Origin of the sequence: Bradyrhizobium sp. BLXBL-03 (assembly GCF_051853015.1) — a bacterium.
GTDB lineage: Bacteria > Pseudomonadota > Alphaproteobacteria > Rhizobiales > Xanthobacteraceae > Bradyrhizobium > Bradyrhizobium manausense.
Genome location: NZ_CP182470.1, coordinates 963,556 through 979,491, shown reverse-complemented (window position 1 = coordinate 979,491; position 15,936 = coordinate 963,556). Strand labels below are relative to the sequence as shown.

Below are 15,936 nucleotides of genomic sequence, written 5' to 3'. Positions count from 1 at the left end.
TCAGGCCTCGTGGCGGTCAGGCATGAGGTCGAGCTGCATGGTCTCGTCCAGCCAATATTCTTCGAGATTGTTGCCGTCGCCCTTGCGGTCGACGACGAGGAACGGGCTTGCGGCTTTGAGCACCAGAAGCGGATGGTGCCAGCAATTGCGTGCATAGTTCACGCCCTGTTTGCCCGTCGCCGCGAACGCCCGATAGCTCTCAGGCTTGCGCGGGTCCGTGCAAACGACGACCAGCCAGTCCGCGCAATTGAGCGGCATGAACAGCTGGCTTCCCAGCGGATGGCGCTCCATCAGGCGGATGGCGATGGGCGCCGGACGCATAGAGGCGACAAACCAGCTGATATTGGTCTGTCCGCCTTCAGCAGTGACATCGATCTCGGCGAGGTCGTTGAATCGCCCAGCGAAACCCTGGTTGATCGACAGGGAGATCGCCCCGTCCGTCTCGATGACCTCGCCGAACGGCGCGAATGCCTGCTTCGTCAGCGGCTCAATCGAAAGCCTTACCATTGCCAACCTCAACCGTTTCGGTACTCAGAGCGTTTGCAGCCCGGCGACGGGAGCAGTTGCACCATGAGGTTCGGCTTGCAAGGTCTGAGGATCGATCTCGCCGTCCAGGATGCGATGCGCCCTGGCGCGATCGAGGTCGCCTTCCCATGCGGCGACAACGACCGTCGCTACGCAGTTGCCGACGTAATTGCCGAGCGCGCGAGCAATACCGATGAACCAGTCCACCGACAGGATCAGCACGAGGCCGATCGCCGGGATGGCCGGGATAGCCGACAGCGTCGCGGCGAGAACGACGATCGCCGAACCGGGGACGCCATGAGCACCCTTGGAGGTGAGCAGCGCGACGCCGAGGATTGCCAGAAGATCCCCCAGAGCCAACGGCGTGTTGGTCGCCTGTGCAATGAACACCGCCGCCAGGGTCAGATAGATCGAGAACGCATCGAGGTTGAACGAGTATCCGGTCGGGATGACGAGGCCGACGGTCGATCGCTTGATTCCGAGCAGCTCGAGCTTGCGCATGGTCTGCGGCAGCACGCTGTCACCGGCGGCCGTGCCGAGCACGATCATCAGCTCCTCGCGCAAGTACGCCAGCAGCTTGAACAGGCTGAAGCCGGACAGCCGCATGATCGATCCGAGCACGACCACCACGAACAGCACCACGGCCAGGTAGAACAGCCCGACGAGGCCGCCGAGCTGCTTCAGCGAACCGATGCCATACTTCCCCACGGTGAACGCAATCGCGCCGAACACGCCGATCGGGGCGAGGCGGACGACGAAATTCATCATCCTGAAGATGATCTCGTTGACGCGCTCGATGAAATCGACCACCGGCCTTGCGCGCTCGCCGCACAACGACACCGCGCAGCCGAACATGATCGAGACGATCAGCACCTGCAGCACATCACCGGAGCTGAACGCGCCGACGATCGTTCCCGGAATCAGCTTCATCAGGAACTCGGAGACGCCGCCGCCGGCGACCTGGGCCGCGGTCTGGCTGAAGCCGCTGAGCGCCTTGGCGTCCAGCGTTGCGGGATCGATGTTCATTCCGGCGCCGGGCTGGAAGTAATAGGCGAGCGCGATACCGAACACCAAGGCGACGGTGGTGACGATCTCGAAATAGAGCAGCGCGCGGATGCCGACCCTGCCGACCTTCGAAAGGTCTCCCGCCGCCGAAATTCCGTGCACCACGACGCAGAACACGATGACGGGCACCAGCATCTTGATCAGCTTGATGAAGCCGTCGCCGAGCGGCTTCATCTGCAAGGCCGTATCGGGATGGGCCATGCCGAGCCCGATGCCGAGCGCGAGTGCGACAACGACCTGGAAGAAGAGTGACTTGAAGATATTGGGCATGGCTTTCCTCGGCTGGCGGGATTGGTGTCGGTCTGGCTTGGTCGGCGACTTGAGCCTTTCGCCTTTATTGTCGTTGGCGCCGCGACGCGCTGCGTGCAGGGCTACTGGCCGCTTGCAGGGCGGACGACGGCTGCATCGGTCATTCGTTGACCAGGTGCGACATCAAGTCCAATATATAGAACGACACGATTGATAGGTTTTCGCTATGGATCTTCGCCCATGGATCTTCGCCAGGTCAGGTACTTCATCGCGGTGGCCGAGGAGCGCAGCTTCACCCTCGCCGCACGGCGGTTGAACCTGTCGCAGCCGCCGCTGAGCCAGCATATCCAGGCCCTCGAGGCCGAGCTTGGCACGCCGCTGCTCTACCGGACCAGCCGCAAGGTGGAGCTGACGCAGGCTGGCGAAGCGATGCTGCTGCGCGGACGCGCCATCCTGCAACAGGTCAAGTCAGCGGAAGACGAGGTGCGCTCGATCGGCGCCGGCCTGGTGGGAACGCTGGATCTCGGCGCGACCGGGTCCATCCTGCGCGGTCCTCTCGCCGAGCTGCTTGCGGCCTACCGGCAGGTCGCGCCCTTGGTGAAGATGACCGTGCACGAACAGGCACCGGCTCTGCAGATCGCGGCCCTGCTCAGCCGGACCACCAACATTTCTCTCATCCGCGGCGTGCCCAGCGAGCGCGACCTCACCAGCAGACTGGCATGGCGGGAAGAGGTCGTTCTCGCCGTCCCCCGCACTCACCCCTTGGCAAAGCGCAAGCGCGTCGCGCTTTCCGAACTGGCGTCGGAGGATCACGTCGTGCTCGACCCCGACAGCTCCGATTTCGCGCGCTATGTGCAGAGCTGCTGTGTCGATGCCGGCTTCCTGCCAAAGGTGTCCCAGCAGGTCGTCGACGCGCAGTCGATCCCGAGCCTGATCGCAGCCGGCTTCGGCGTCGCGCTCGTGCCGCAGTCGATCGCGCGCTTCACGACCTCGGACATCGCCTTTCGCCCCATCCGCCCCTCCCCGCCCGCCGCCGACGTGTTCCTGGTGTTCAGACAGGACGAGACCTCGATGGTGGTCCACAATTTCATCAAGCTGGCGCTGCGGTATTTGGGGCAGCGGAAGAAGGTGGGGTAGGGCGTAGGGATCAAACGGCGCAGCCGGGATCACAAGCCTTGCACGCTTGCGCAACTCATAAGGCCGGTGGCCTTGATCGCCGCGCCTTCAGCCGACCTCGATGTTCATCTCCGCGATCAGCCGTTCGCGACCCGCCAGCGAGTCGAGCGCCTTGTCACCCAATTCCCTCGCCACAAGGATCAGCAGCGCTTCACAGAATACGACATAGGCGCCCATGCTGTTCGAATAGAAGCTGCTGGCGTGGGGGATGAAAAAAGCATGCGCGGCAGGAGGCACGAGCGGCGACGACCGGGAATCCGTAATCGCGATGACGATCTGGCCGTTGGAAGCGGCGACCCGGGCCACCTCCGCGACGCTGCGCGTATAGGGCGCGCAGCTGGCGACGACGACGACATCGCCCCGATCGAGCTGTGACAATGCCTCGGCGACGCCAAGGCGCGGCGCGTCCAAAAGTGCGACGTCCGAGCGCACCATTCCCAGGCAATAGGTGAGAAAGCTCGCTAGTGAATGGAATTGGCGAACGCCATGGACACGAACACGGCGGGCGCGTGCCAGGAGCCTGGTGGCCCCTTGCAGAGCGGCTGCATCCAACTGTCCGAGAAATCCATCGACATTCGCCGCCGTTTCCCGCGCCAGCTGCGCGAACGCATCAACTTTGGGATTGCCGGCGGATGGCGCGGTCATGAGCCTTCCGGCCTGGCGGCTATAAAAATACTGCTGGTCGTCTGCGATGGCCTTGCGGAAGACCGCCTGGAAATCGCTGAAGCCTTCGAATCCGAGGCGCTTTGCCAGTCTGGTCAGCGTCGACGGGTTGATGCCGAACTGATCGGCAAGCTCCGAGATCGAGCGTACCGCCGACTGTTCCGGCGCTTCCACCAGCTTTGCGAATACGTCATGCGCTTTGGCGCCGAGCGAAAATCCTGCCTCGTCGCGGCCGATCGAGAGCGCGAGCGCCCTGAGATCCTCGATGGTGCGCGGCGGCTTCTCGGCGACTTGCCTTGGCATAACCCTGATCCTGTTTACGCCGCGAAGGGTATCAGCCCATCTCGCATATCGAAGCGAGCCGCTGCGTGCGCTCCATCGTAGACAGACCACTCGACCTTGTCAGCCCCGACCCGGAAGACGGCGCTTGCTAGAGTGTTCTCGACGTCGCTATCGGCCGGATCCGTGCGATAGATCGGCAATTCCGCGTCGGCTGCGTCCCACAGGATGCCAAGCGCGCGTCCTTGCGGTTCCGACTGGAGCATTTGGCCGAGCAACTCCTCGCCGCGCCGTTGTCGCACGCCGGACGAGCCGGTGACGATCTGCGACATGCGCCCGGTGTCGCCATGGATCAGATGATTAGAATGGACACGCGGCGCTTGGACCTGATCGACCGACAGGGCCCGGGCGGTGAACTCGACGCTGAGAAGCCGCTCGTCCCCGACTTGCGCCAGCGTCAGGTGAAATGCGCCGGCGCGCGGGGCGGATTTGAGCACGGCGAGAGCCGCGTCAAGGTCAGATGCGTCGAGGATGGCGCGGGCGAGCACCATGCGCGGCGTTCCGGCGCCGCCGGCCAGCGGCCTGATGTTATTGACGGTCTGGACCACGCCCTTCGATGTCGCCGCAAATGTGTGTCCGGGCAACGAGCCAGGATACACAAAGGCTGTGAACGGCGTTCCTCCGTCGGGTGCAACGTGAGCAAGGGCGCAGTGGCCGGCAAAGTCGGGGTCGCCATCCTCGTTATGGCCGATCACATGCGGACAGCCGGGCAATTGCACGGTCGTGCAGCCATCCGGCGCCATTGCCCAGATATCACCGCGGCAGTTCCACAGGAAAACATCGTCGAAGGGCAGTTCCAGCCCGGCGGCGAGGCCCTGTAGCTCAGCCCAGTAACTTGGAAACCGCTCCCGAACGATGGCCGCCATCTCGCCGAGCAAGGGATCGTCGCGGCGCGTGGCAAGTTCGCGCCACACGGCGGAGATGCGGAAATGGTTCTGCAGGGCCGCTTGGCCGAAGCGCCCAAGGGCGGCTCCGACATCAAATGGCGAGCCTGCAACATGGATGAAGGAAAGCCGGCATCCGGCGTCATACGACATGTTGCAGAAACTCTTTCAGGCGTGGGTTCCGCGGATTTGCCAGCAGCTCCCGTGGCTCGCCATCGACTGCGATCTTGCCGCCTTCCATGAAGATTAGCCTGGTGCCGACCTCGCGGGCAAAGGCCATCTCGTGGGTGACCACGATCATGCTCATGCCTTCCTCGGCCAGCGCCTGCATGACGCGCAGCACTTCATGCCTCAGTTCCGGATCTAGCGCGGACGTCGGCTCGTCGAACAGCATCAGCTTCGGCTTGACGGCAAGGGCGCGGGCGATCGCGACGCGTTGTTGCTGGCCGCCGGAGAGCTCGCTCGGATAGTGGTGCGCGCGGTCGGCGAGGCCGACCTTGGCGAGCATGTCCAGCGCCTGCTTTCGCGCATCCTGATGCGACTCGCCGCGCACGCGGCGCGGACCGAAGGCGACGTTCTCGAGCGCCGTCATTTGCGGAAACAGGTTGAATTGCTGAAAGACCATGCCGGCTTCCTGGCGGATCATGCGGACCATGCGGCCGCCGGCCTTGACGCTGATGCCGTCGACGACGAGATCACCGCCGTTGATTTCCTCCAGCGCGTTGATGCAGCGGAGCAGCGTCGACTTGCCGGAGCCGGACGGACCGATCAGCACGATCTTCTCGCCTGCTTCGATCGACAGGTCGACCTGGTCGAGGATTGTGACCTGGCCAAACCGCTTGGTGACCTTCTTGAACTCGACGATGCTCACAGGATGCGCATCCTTTTTTCGGTCATCCTGAGGATAAGCGTGAGCGCGCCGGTCATGATCAGGTAGAACATCGCCACGGCAGACCAGATTTCGACGGCGCGAAAATTGGCCGCCATGATTTCCTGGCCTTGCCGCGTGAGTTCGCCGACACCGATGACGATGAAGAGCGACGTATCCTTGAGGCTGACGATGAACTGGTTGCCGAGCGCCGGAATCATGCGGCGGAAGGCGAGCGGGCCGATGATGTAGAGAAGCACCTTCCAGAGCGGCAGGCCGAGCGCCAGACCGGCTTCGCGCAATCCACGATGAACGGATAGAAACGAGCCACGCACGATCTCGGCGATATAGGCTCCGGCATTGACGATGATGGCCATGATCGCTGCAGCGAGCGGATAGATGCGAACATTCGCGAGGATCGGCAGCGCGAAATAGATGAACATCACCTGCACGATGATCGGCGTGCCGCGGATGAGCTCGATATAGGCGAGGGCAATGGCGTTGAGGACGGCATTGCCGTAGGCGCGCGCCAGGCCGGCGGCAAAGCCGATCATGAGTCCACCGGCGAGCCCGGCCAGCGCGATCAGCACAGTGAGGCGGGCACCCTTCAGGAGCTCAGGCAAGGCCTGCCAGATAACGGACCACTCAAAATCCATGGGAGCTTTCCTTCAAGGAGAGCGCGCTGGCGTGGCCGGCGCGCACCACGGCATTGGATCAGCTCTTCGGCGGCTCGGCGCCGAACCACTTCTTGTAGATGGCGGTGTAGGTGCCGTCGCCCTTCAGCTTGACGAGCGAGGCGTTGACCTTGGCGATCAGCTCGCTGCCCTTCGGGAAGGCGATGCCGTATTGCTGGGCCATCATCTGCGGGCCGACGGTCTTCACTTTCCCCTGGCCGTTGGTCTTGATGTAGTAGAGGACGTTGGGGGTGTCGTGCATTGCGGCATCCGCGCGTCCGGTCGCGACTTCGAGATAGGCGTTGTCGCTGTTGGGGAAGAGGCGAAGCTCCGTCTCCGTGAAGTGCGCCTTGGCGTAGTCGGTTGCCGAGGTGCCGGTCTTCACGGCAAGGGTCTTGCCGCCAAGATCTTCCGGACCCTTGATCGTGCTGTTCGCCGGCACCATCAGCAGGAATCCGCTATCGTAATAGCCGTCCGAGAAGTCGATGACCTTCTTGCGCTCGTCCTTGATGGTAATGCCGGCCAGCCCGACATCGACCTGCTTGGTCTGGAGCGCCGGAATAATGCCGTTGAAGTCCATCGGCTGCAGCGTGTAGGTCACGCCGATATCCTTGGCGATGGCGGCCCACAGGTCGATGTCGAAGCCGACATACTTGTCGCCCTCCTTGAACTCGAACGGAACGAAGGCCGTGTCCGTTGCGACGATCAGGTCGGCGGCACGAGCAGGCTGGCCGAGGACGAGAGTTGCCGCGAGGGCTGCAGCGGCGGCGGTCAGGCTTGCAAGCGTGAGCTTCATTTCAGCATTCCCCCTTTGTTGACGTTGCCGCGATCCTAACACCGGCGCAGAGGTTACGCAAATTCAGAATGCATTTTTCTCATGAATGCACATTTTATTTGCATTTGCTGGACAAACGATCACGGTCAGCCTGTTTCGGAAACCCGGGGCGTCACCTCAGGAGAGAATTGCGGACATCTTTGGCAGTGAAAGAGCGATACAATCCGCCTCGGCGCATGAAGTTCGCGTGTCAGCCGAACTTGTAGGGTAGCAGGCGTTCGCCGAAAGCTTCGCCGCGCCAGATCAATTGCAGGCCCGCGACGATTTCCGCCCCATAGATGGCGTAGGGGATTTCAATCGACTTCAGCCAGGGTGCAACCCATTGGTTAAGAGGCGTGCCGTCGATGCTGACCAGTTCGCAATCGCCGGGGATTTTCAGGCCGCGTTCAAGCGCGCGCCGATTGACCCCATAGGCGATCTGGTCGCTCACGCAGAGGATGGCGTCCGGCCTGTCGCTGCCGCCGAAGATTCGCGCGCCGGCATCGTAGCCGATCTGCAGATGCGATCGCCCTTCCCCGTCGGCGCGGATGATCGCGTCGTCGGACCATCCACGCTCCCGGAGTCTGGCCAGGAAGCCCGATACGCGGTCGCGCGATGCGGACGAGCCGAGGCGCGGAAAAACAACGGCCGGGGCGCGCCGTCCGAGATCGGCGAAGTGGTCGGCGACGGCCGCGCCGGCTGCGGAATCGTCGATGCCGACGAACGGACCGTTGCCGCTCGGATTGCGGCGGGTCACGAAGACCATCGGGGCGCCGGACGCGGACAACTCGCTCAAGGCGGGGCTGGCGACGGCGGCAACGAGGACATAGCCGCGCACCATCTGGGCCCGCATCGCGTAGAGATATTCGTCCTGAAGTTCGGGGCGGTCGTGCGTATCGCACAGGACCATGACATAGCCGGCCTCGCGCAGGGCGGCCTCGGTCGAGCTCGCGATGGTCGCCATGGCCGGATTGTCGAGATTGGCCGCGATCATCGCCACAAGCTGGCTTTGTCCGCTCTTGAGCGCCCGTCCCACCGGGTTTGGCCGGTAGCCGACCGCCTCGATCGCATCGAGCACCCGCGCCACCGTCGCCGGGGAGGCGCGCCGCATCTCACCGTTGACGATCCGCGATACGGTCGAAACCGAGACGCCGGCCCGGGCCGCGACGGTGGCAAGTGAGACGTCTTCCGGCATCGGCCTCCATGGGGACTGGTCCGAATGCAACCTATAGCGACAGTTGAGCCTGCTTCCGAGGCCCGCCATGATGATTTAAACCAAGTTGACAGTTTGGCAAACGTTTGCCAAGATGGTTTTGCGCTTGGGAACACCCTCGGGACGGCCCCCTGCTGTCCGCGTCAGCGGAAGCGGGCGCCCAAGCGCGTGACAAAACGGCATCCGCCGCCCCGGGGTGGACGCCAATGTGGAAGGAAACGTCTGGTGCTGCAGGATCCGTCGGAGAACGGACCCGTTGCGCCTGTCTCACGCGGGCCCAGCAGGGCCGGCGAGTGTGGAGGAAGGAACGATCATGCGTGCCATCACCCCCGTCATCACGTCTCTTGCGCTGTCCCTTTTGTCCGCCAGCGTCCTCGGCGGGCCCGCCGCGGCCGAAACGACGACTCTCCGAATGGCCTGGTATTCGGACGGCAACGAAGGCGAGGTGATGGCCGACCTGCTCAAGCGCTTCCACGAGCAGAACCAGGACATCGACGTCGTTCTCGATCAGGTGCCCTACAAGGCGGTCAACGAGAATCTGCCGGTGCAGCTGGCCTCAGGCCAGGGCCCCGACATCGCGCGTGTCGTCGATATGGGCGGCTTGTCGCGCTTCGCGCTCGATATGCGTCCCTTCCTCAAGGACCCCGGCTATTGGGAGGCGAATTTCGGCCCCTTCCTCGAATGGATGCGCCCGGCGGGCGACACGCAGGCCATTCCGGGCTTCATGACCCAGCTCACCGTCACCGGCCCCTTCGTCAACAAGACCCTGTTCGAGCAGGCCGGGGTCGCGATGCCGGGCGAGAAGGCGACCTGGGAGGACTGGGCGAAGGCGGTGAAGGAGGTTGCGGGCAAGGTCCAGGCGCCGTTCCCGCTCGCGCTCGACCGCTCGGGCCATCGCTTCTATGCGCTTGCCGTATCGCAAGGCACGAAGGTTTTCGCCGCGAACGGCGAGCCTGATGTCGTCGACGATGGCTTCAAGCGCGCCGCGCAGCTGGTCTACGACTGGCACAAGTCCGGCGTCATGTCGAAGGAGCTGTGGGGCTCGGTCTCCGGCACGGCCTATCGCGGCGCCAACGACGAATTCAAGAACGCGCAGGTCGTCATGTACCTGTCCGGATCGTGGCAGATCGCCCAGTTCGCAAAGACCGTGGACAACGCCTTCGACTGGGTGGCGGTCCCCAACCCTTGCGGGCCGGGGGGATGCAGCAGCATGCCCGGCGGCGGCGCTCTCATGGCCTTCAAGTCGACCCAGCATCCCAAGGAAGTGGCGCGGCTGATGGATTATCTCGCAAGCGAACCGGTGCTGGCGGAGTTCTGTGCGCGCTCGCTGTTCGTGCCCGGCCATCTCGGGCTCGCCAAGAAAGGCCTCGACTATCCGACCGCGAGCCCCGAAGCCGCCGCGGCACTGAAGATCTTCACCGCAAGCGCCGCCCAGGTTTCGCCACTCGCTTACCGGATCCAGGGCTACATCAACAGCCGGATCATCTTCAACGCCGTCATCAGCCGGCTCGGGCAGGCGGTGTCAGGCGAAACGAGCCTCGAAGACGCCGAGAAGCGCATCACCGCCGATGTCGCGCAGCAGATCGCCGAGCGCAACAAGAAATGACGGCGACCGGATCACAGGATCAAGGGATCGCCGCGATGTCGGACACTCCGTCCGCTGCCCGACTGCAGCCCGGCAGCGCTGCAACAGCGCTTGCGCGCGTCGCGGTCCTGCCCGTGGACCTCGCGCTGCGCCTGTTCGATCCGCCGATGCGATGGCTGCAGCGCGCGATCGGCGTGCGGCGCATGGCCTATGTGTTCCTGCTGCCCAACTTCGCCTTCTTCGGCCTGTTCGTGTTCCTGCCGATCGGCATCAACATCGTGTTCTCGGTGACCGGCGGCGCGGCGCTGTTTCCGTCCGAGCGGCCCTATGTCGGCAGCAACCAGTTCGCCTATCTGTTCGACTGCGGCTCATTTCTCGATCCGGCCAGCTGCCGCGAGGATCACTTCTGGCGTGGCGTCGCCAATACGGCAAAGTTTGTCGTGTTTCAGGTGACCGCGATGGTGCTGTTCTCGCTGATCACCGCGCTGGTCCTCAACATGAAGATCCGCGGGCGCGGCTTTTTCCGCGCGGTGTTTTTCTTCCCGGTCCTGCTGTCGCCCGTCGTCGTTGCACTGATCTGGAAATGGATTCTGCAGCGCGACGGGCTCCTCAACGCGGCCATCACCACGCTCGGCGGCCAGAAGATCCTGTTCTTCGTCGATCCCAGCTGGGCGATGTTCTGGGCGGTGTTCGTATCGGTGTGGGCGCATATGGGGTTCTACACCTTGATCCTGCTCGCCGGCCTGCAGGCGATCCCCGCGGACCTCTACGAGGCGGCGGAGATGGACGCAACGCCGCGCTGGCGCGTGCTGACACGGATCACGCTGCCGCTGCTGTGGCCGAACATGATCGTCGTGATCGTGCTCGCGCTCATCAAGGGCGCGCAGACCTTCGACGAGGTCTTCGTGCTGACCGGCGGCGGTCCGGGCACCGCGACACTGATGGTGGTCCAGTACATCTACGAGACCGGCTTCGCCAGCCAGGTGCAGAATTTCGGCCTCGCCGCCGCCGCGTCGGTCGTGCTCGGTCTGGTGCTTTTCATCCTGACGCTCCTGCAATTCGCCGCCGCGCGGCGCAAAGAGATCTGAGGTAGCCGCCATGCGCCTTGGGATTTTGCTTGGTCAACGTCGGGGCGGCCCCGGACGGCCGCTGCATTGGACCGACATCGCAGCCTATGCCTATCTCGCGCTCGGCGTCGTGCTGATGTTCGGGCCAGTACTGTGGCTGGTGCTGTCATCGTTCAAGACCCAGAGTGCGCTCCTGGAGTTTCCGCCGTCGCTGCTGCCTGTCGCACAGGTCGAAGTGACGGTATCAGGCCAACCCCAGAAGCTGCCGCTGTTCCGCACGACGCTTCCCGACGGCACGGTGCGCGAACTGGCGCAGGTTCGGCGCATCGGGCTCCTCGCCCAGATGGTCGATCCCGCCGATCCCTCGAAACAGTTTCGCGTGGCGATCGACAAGCGCGAACCGGTGCGCCGCGTCGCACTCGCGACCGAGAACTACACCGAGCCGCTGCAGCGCTTCGCCTTCATCCGCTTCCTGTTCAATTCGGTCTTCGTCACGGTGGTCGCCACGCTGATCACGCTGCTCATCAATTCCATGGCCGCCTATGCGCTCGCGATCTACGCGTTTCCCGGCAAGCAGGCGGCGACGCTTGCCGTGATCGGAACGCTGATGATCCCGATGACCATCATCCTGGTGCCGGTCTATCTGGTGGTGACCGAGCTCGGCCTTTCCAATTCGCTCTGGGCGGTGATCCTGCCGGGTGCGGCGACGCCGACGGGCGTGTTCCTGCTCCGGCAATACATGCTGACGCTGCCGAAGGATCTGATCGAGGCGGCGCGGATGGACAAGGCTTCCGAGTGGCAGATCTATTGGCGCATCGTCATGCCGCTGACCCTGCCGGCGCTGGCGGTTCTTTCGATCTTCTCGATCATGTGGCGCTGGAACGAATTCCTGTGGCCGCTCGCGGTCCTGACCAAGACCGAGGTCTACACGCTCCAGATCGGCCTCAATGCCTTTCAGGGCGAGCTGCAGACCCAGTGGCACTACCTCCTTGCGATGACGGTGGTGACGCTCGCCCCCGTCGCTCTCGTCTTCGTGTTCCTGCAGCGCTTCATCACGACGGGCATCGGCTCGACGGGAATGAAATGACCAATCGGGCAATCGATCATGGCTGACCTGAAACTCACCGCCGCGCGAAAATCCTTCGGCAGCATCGACGTGCTGCACGGCATCGATCTCGCCGTGAAGGATGGCGAATTCGTCGTCTTCGTCGGCCCGTCGGGCTGCGGAAAGTCGACGCTGCTGCGCGTCATCGCCGGCCTCGAAAACGTGACGAGCGGCGAGATCCATATCGACGGCGAGCGCGTCACCCACCTGCCCGCCTCCGAGCGGGGGCTGGCCATGGTGTTCCAGTCTTACGCGCTCTATCCGCATATGAGCGTCCGCAAGAATATGGGCTTTGCGCTCGAGAACATGGGGCTGAAGCCACAGGAGATCACGGCGCGGGTCGACCGCGCCGCCGCCATGCTGCGTCTGGCTGATTATCTCGACCGCAAGCCGAAGGCGCTGTCCGGCGGCCAGCGGCAGCGCGTCGCCATCGGCCGGGCCATCGTGCGCGATCCGAAGATTTTTCTGTTCGACGAGCCATTGTCGAACCTCGACGCCGAACTGCGCGTCGCGACGCGCAAGGAGCTTGCCGCTCTGCATGCCAATATCGGCGGCACGATGATCTACGTCACGCACGACCAGGTCGAAGCCATGACGCTGGCGGATCGCATCGTGGTGCTCAAAGCCGGCCGCATCGAGCAGGTCGGCACGCCGCTCGAACTCTATAACCACCCCTCGAACGCCTTCGTCGCAGGTTTCATCGGCTCTCCCCGCATGAACTTCCTGCCCGCGACCGTGCTGTCCGATGACGGCACGCTGCGCCTCAGCGTTGGCGAACGCGACATCGCGTTGCCTCGCACCGCGTCCGGCCTCGCCACTGGGGCGCGCGTGACGCTCGGCATCCGGCCCGAACATATCGACGTCGTCCCCGATGCGGGCATGCTCGCCGTAACAGTCGATCTGGTCGAGCAGCTTGGCGGCGAGACCTTCATCTATGCCACGGCTCCCGGCCTGCCGCAGATCACGCTGCGCCAGAATGGCCAGTCGCGCTTTGACCGCGGCGATGCCGTCGCGATCCGCTTCGCACCCGACCATTCGCATATCTTCGACGCAACCGGCGCGGCTCTCGCCCGGCCGTGATCGTCTCCGGAGCCTGATCAAATGAAAGCCTTGACCCACGGCCGCTTCCGCGGCCTCGACGGCCACGCCGCGCTGTTCGACCTCGCGACCGGGCCGGCGGCGGCCCCACTCGCCAGCTTGCGTATCGCGATTCTCGAGCGCGACATCGGTCGCGTCACCCTGCGCCGGCCGGAGGGCTATCGGCTTGATCGCGGCTGGGCGATCGCGCCCGATCGAATGGAGCCGCCATTCGAGGGCCGGCCGCGCGACGTCATCTCCGGCTTTGCCAATCCGGCCACGACCGCGTCGGAGGACGGCGGCATCGTCACGCTGGCCGGCGCGGGTCTTCGCGCACGCGTGCGGCTCGATCCGTTCGGCATCGCCTGGTACCGCGACGGCGAGGACCAGCCATTCCTGCAGGACCGCCCGACCCAGGCTTATCTCCTGTCGCGCAAGACCAATGCGTTGCTGCACGCGATGGAACGGCATGAAGACGAGCGCCATTACGGCCTCGGCGACAAGGCCGGTCCGCTCGATCGCACCGGCCGGCGCTTTTCGATCGATGCCGTCGATCCCTGCGGCTTCGACGCCGAGCTGTCCGATCCGCTCTACAAGATGCTGCCGTTCTTCATCGTGGACGGCGCACGCGGCGCGCACGGCATCTTCTACGACAATCTCGCGCTTGGCTCGGTCGACCTCGGCTGCACCATCGACAATTACCACGGCCTCTTCCGCTTCTATCGCGCCGAGGATGGCGACCTCGACTATTACGTGCTCGCCGGACCGACCGTATCAGAGGTCACGCGCCGGTTTTCCTGGCTGACCGGCGGACAGGCCTTCGCGCCCCGCTGGACGCTCGGCTTCGCGATGACGACGATGACCATCGCCGACGCGCCGGACGCGGACGCCCGCATCACCGGCTTCATCGAGGATTGCAGGCGCCACGGCATCCGTTGCGACAGCTTTCACTTCGGCTCCGGCTACACCTCGATCGGCAACCGTCGCTACGTCTTCAACTGGAATCGAGACAAATTCCCCGATCCGGCCGCGACGATGGCGCGGCTCAAGGCATCCGGCATGCAGCCGGTCACCAACATCAAGCCCTGCCTGCTCGATGATCATCCCCGACTCAGCGAAGCCAAGGCGCGCGGCATCCTCGTCGCGGACGGCGGGACCGGCGAGCCGGCGGTCGCGCAATTCTGGGATGGTCTCGGCTTCCATGTCGACTTTACCAGCCCGAAAGGCCGGCAGTTTTGGGCGGACGGCATCCGCGACGCGCTGCTCGCCTATGGCGTGACGGCGGTCTGGAGCGACAACAACGAGTACGAGATCTGGGATGAGGACGCGGTCTGCAACGGCGACGGCCGTCCGTTCCCGCAGACACTCGCCCGCCCCGCGCAGGCGCTATTGATGCACAAGCTCGCCTACGAGACGCAGGCAGCGCAGGCGCCCGGCAAACGCCCTTATACGATCACGCGCGCCGGCGGCGCCGGCATCGCCCGCTACGGCCAGACCTGGAGCGGCGACAACGAGACCGCCTGGAAGACGCTGCGCTATAATCTCACCCAAGGCCTGAACATGAGCCTGTCAGGGTTTTACAACATCGGCCACGACGTTGGCGGCTTCCATGGTCCTTCGCCGGGGCCGGAACTGCTCTGCCGTTTCGTCGAGTTCTGCGCGCTGTGGCCGCGCATGGTGATGAATTCCTGGAAGTCGAGCGGCATCGTCAACACTCCGTGGATGCATGCGAGCGTGCTCCCGCAAGTCCGGTCCGTCATGGAGCTGCGCCACAGCTTGATCCCTTATCTCTATACGCAGATGTGGCGTGCGGCCCTGGAAGACGTGCCGCCGGTGCGGCCGCTGTTGTGGGATTTCGCCTCGGACGCGATTGCTGCGACCGTCGAAGACGCGTTCATGCTCGGCCCCGATCTCCTTGTCGCCCCGGTTCTCGGTGAGGGGGCGACAACGCGCGAAGTCTATCTGCCCGCTCATCCCGGCGGCTGGTACGACTGGCATAGCGGGACGCCATTCGAAGGCGGGCAAACCATCACCGTGGCAGCGCCTCTGGGCCGGCTACCGCTGTTCGCGCGCGCGGGCTCGATCGTTCCGATTGAAGACGACAGGGGGCTGACCGCCATCGTGTTCGGCGCGCCCGATCGCGGTGGTTCCGGTCTTGTCTATATCGACGATGGCGAGACGTCGGATTGGCGCAAGACCGGCAGGACGATCGAATTCCACCTGCGCCGCGACGATAGTGGCCTCGTGCTCGACGTCAGCGGAGCGGAGCTCTCGGCACCAATCCGCGTCCGCGGCGTCGGCGTGCCGAATCTGCGGCTTGCCGGCACAGTCGAGTGAGCTGCGTCTGGCGCACTTGTCGCGAGATCCGAGGGACGTGGCGCCCGGGGGTAGAGAATCACAGAGATGGTGCGCCATTCAGAACAAAACTGCGAACTCGTATCATTGGAATGACTTTATGATTTTTGACGCAAGAGTATCACGGACATAGGCTCGGATCCGGCCGGTGTCCGTCTTGCCCTTCATCCGTCTTGCCCCTCACCAGGATCGGGATCTTGGTGTCGTCGCAATGGGCTTTCCGATTGGAAATCTAACAATTACCTGAGCGGCCCGCTCACACCGGGGCCAGCGAAAT

Annotated in this window: 14 protein-coding genes; 6 read left to right on the top strand and 8 right to left on the bottom strand. The window is 64.1% G+C overall.

Going from position 1 to position 15,936, the window contains the following annotated elements; genetic code table 11:
- Positions 1-507, bottom strand: a complete 507-nt coding sequence (locus tag ACNJX9_RS04690) for an ureidoglycolate lyase (protein WP_439407980.1) — start codon at positions 505-507, stop codon at positions 1-3.
- A 24-nt stretch (positions 508-531) separates the two neighbouring features.
- Positions 532-1,860 carry a C4-dicarboxylate transporter DctA gene (gene dctA / locus ACNJX9_RS04685; RefSeq protein WP_439407979.1) on the bottom strand — a complete coding sequence of 443 codons (1,329 nt, stop codon included), beginning with the start codon at positions 1,858-1,860 and terminating at the stop codon, positions 532-534.
- Between the two features lie 219 nt (positions 1,861-2,079).
- Between dctA and ACNJX9_RS04680 the strand changes: the two genes are divergently transcribed.
- Positions 2,080-2,976 (top strand): LysR substrate-binding domain-containing protein, encoded by an 897-nt coding sequence (locus ACNJX9_RS04680; protein ID WP_439407978.1) that lies wholly within the window; start codon positions 2,080-2,082, stop codon positions 2,974-2,976.
- A gap of 87 nt (positions 2,977-3,063) precedes the next feature.
- On the opposite strand, the gene ACNJX9_RS04675 is transcribed toward ACNJX9_RS04680, so the two are convergent.
- From ACNJX9_RS04675 to ACNJX9_RS04650, 6 genes are all read right to left on the bottom strand, one after another.
- A complete protein-coding gene (locus tag ACNJX9_RS04675; protein ID WP_057759720.1) occupies positions 3,064-3,981 on the bottom strand; it encodes a MurR/RpiR family transcriptional regulator in 918 nt (305 codons plus the stop codon).
- Positions 3,982-3,995: 14 nt separating this feature from the next.
- Positions 3,996-5,054, bottom strand: a complete 1,059-nt coding sequence (locus ACNJX9_RS04670; protein ID WP_439407977.1) for a C45 family autoproteolytic acyltransferase/hydolase — start codon at positions 5,052-5,054, stop codon at positions 3,996-3,998.
- Positions 5,044-5,772: a glutamine ABC transporter ATP-binding protein GlnQ gene (gene glnQ, locus ACNJX9_RS04665; protein WP_439407976.1), complete on the bottom strand. Its 729-nt coding sequence runs from the start codon at positions 5,770-5,772 to the stop codon at positions 5,044-5,046. The genes ACNJX9_RS04670 and glnQ overlap by 11 nt, the downstream gene beginning before the upstream one ends.
- Positions 5,769-6,425, bottom strand: a complete 657-nt coding sequence (gene glnP, locus ACNJX9_RS04660; RefSeq protein WP_057759728.1) for a glutamine ABC transporter permease GlnP — start codon at positions 6,423-6,425, stop codon at positions 5,769-5,771. Before glnP ends, glnQ begins: the two co-directional genes overlap by 4 nt.
- 58 nt (positions 6,426-6,483) lie before the next feature.
- The gene (gene glnH, locus ACNJX9_RS04655) at positions 6,484-7,239 is read right to left on the bottom strand and encodes a glutamine ABC transporter substrate-binding protein GlnH (protein ID WP_057759731.1); all 756 of its coding nucleotides are present in this window, start codon (positions 7,237-7,239) and stop codon (positions 6,484-6,486) included.
- A 229-nt stretch (positions 7,240-7,468) separates the two neighbouring features.
- Positions 7,469-8,452 carry a LacI family DNA-binding transcriptional regulator gene (locus tag ACNJX9_RS04650; RefSeq protein WP_439407975.1) on the bottom strand — a complete coding sequence of 328 codons (984 nt, stop codon included), beginning with the start codon at positions 8,450-8,452 and terminating at the stop codon, positions 7,469-7,471.
- Positions 8,453-8,783: 331 nt separating this feature from the next.
- On the opposite strand from ACNJX9_RS04650, the gene ACNJX9_RS04645 reads away from it, so the two are divergent.
- The 5 genes from ACNJX9_RS04645 to ACNJX9_RS04625 are packed head-to-tail and all read left to right on the top strand — an operon-like array spanning position 8,784 to position 15,641.
- Entirely contained in the window at positions 8,784-10,076 is a 1,293-nt protein-coding gene (locus ACNJX9_RS04645; RefSeq protein ID WP_439407973.1) for an ABC transporter substrate-binding protein, read from the top strand.
- A gap of 35 nt (positions 10,077-10,111) precedes the next feature.
- Positions 10,112-11,143 (top strand): carbohydrate ABC transporter permease, encoded by a 1,032-nt coding sequence (locus ACNJX9_RS04640; RefSeq protein WP_430648686.1) that lies wholly within the window; start codon positions 10,112-10,114, stop codon positions 11,141-11,143.
- Positions 11,144-11,153: 10 nt separating this feature from the next.
- On the top strand, positions 11,154-12,209 hold the full coding sequence (locus ACNJX9_RS04635; RefSeq protein ID WP_439407972.1) for a carbohydrate ABC transporter permease: 1,056 nt from the start codon (positions 11,154-11,156) through the stop codon (positions 12,207-12,209).
- Between the two features lie 18 nt (positions 12,210-12,227).
- Entirely contained in the window at positions 12,228-13,307 is a 1,080-nt protein-coding gene (locus ACNJX9_RS04630; RefSeq protein WP_439407971.1) for an ABC transporter ATP-binding protein, read from the top strand.
- A 21-nt stretch (positions 13,308-13,328) separates the two neighbouring features.
- A complete protein-coding gene (locus ACNJX9_RS04625; RefSeq protein WP_439407970.1) occupies positions 13,329-15,641 on the top strand; it encodes a TIM-barrel domain-containing protein in 2,313 nt (770 codons plus the stop codon).
- Positions 15,642-15,936: the final 295 nt, after the last annotated feature.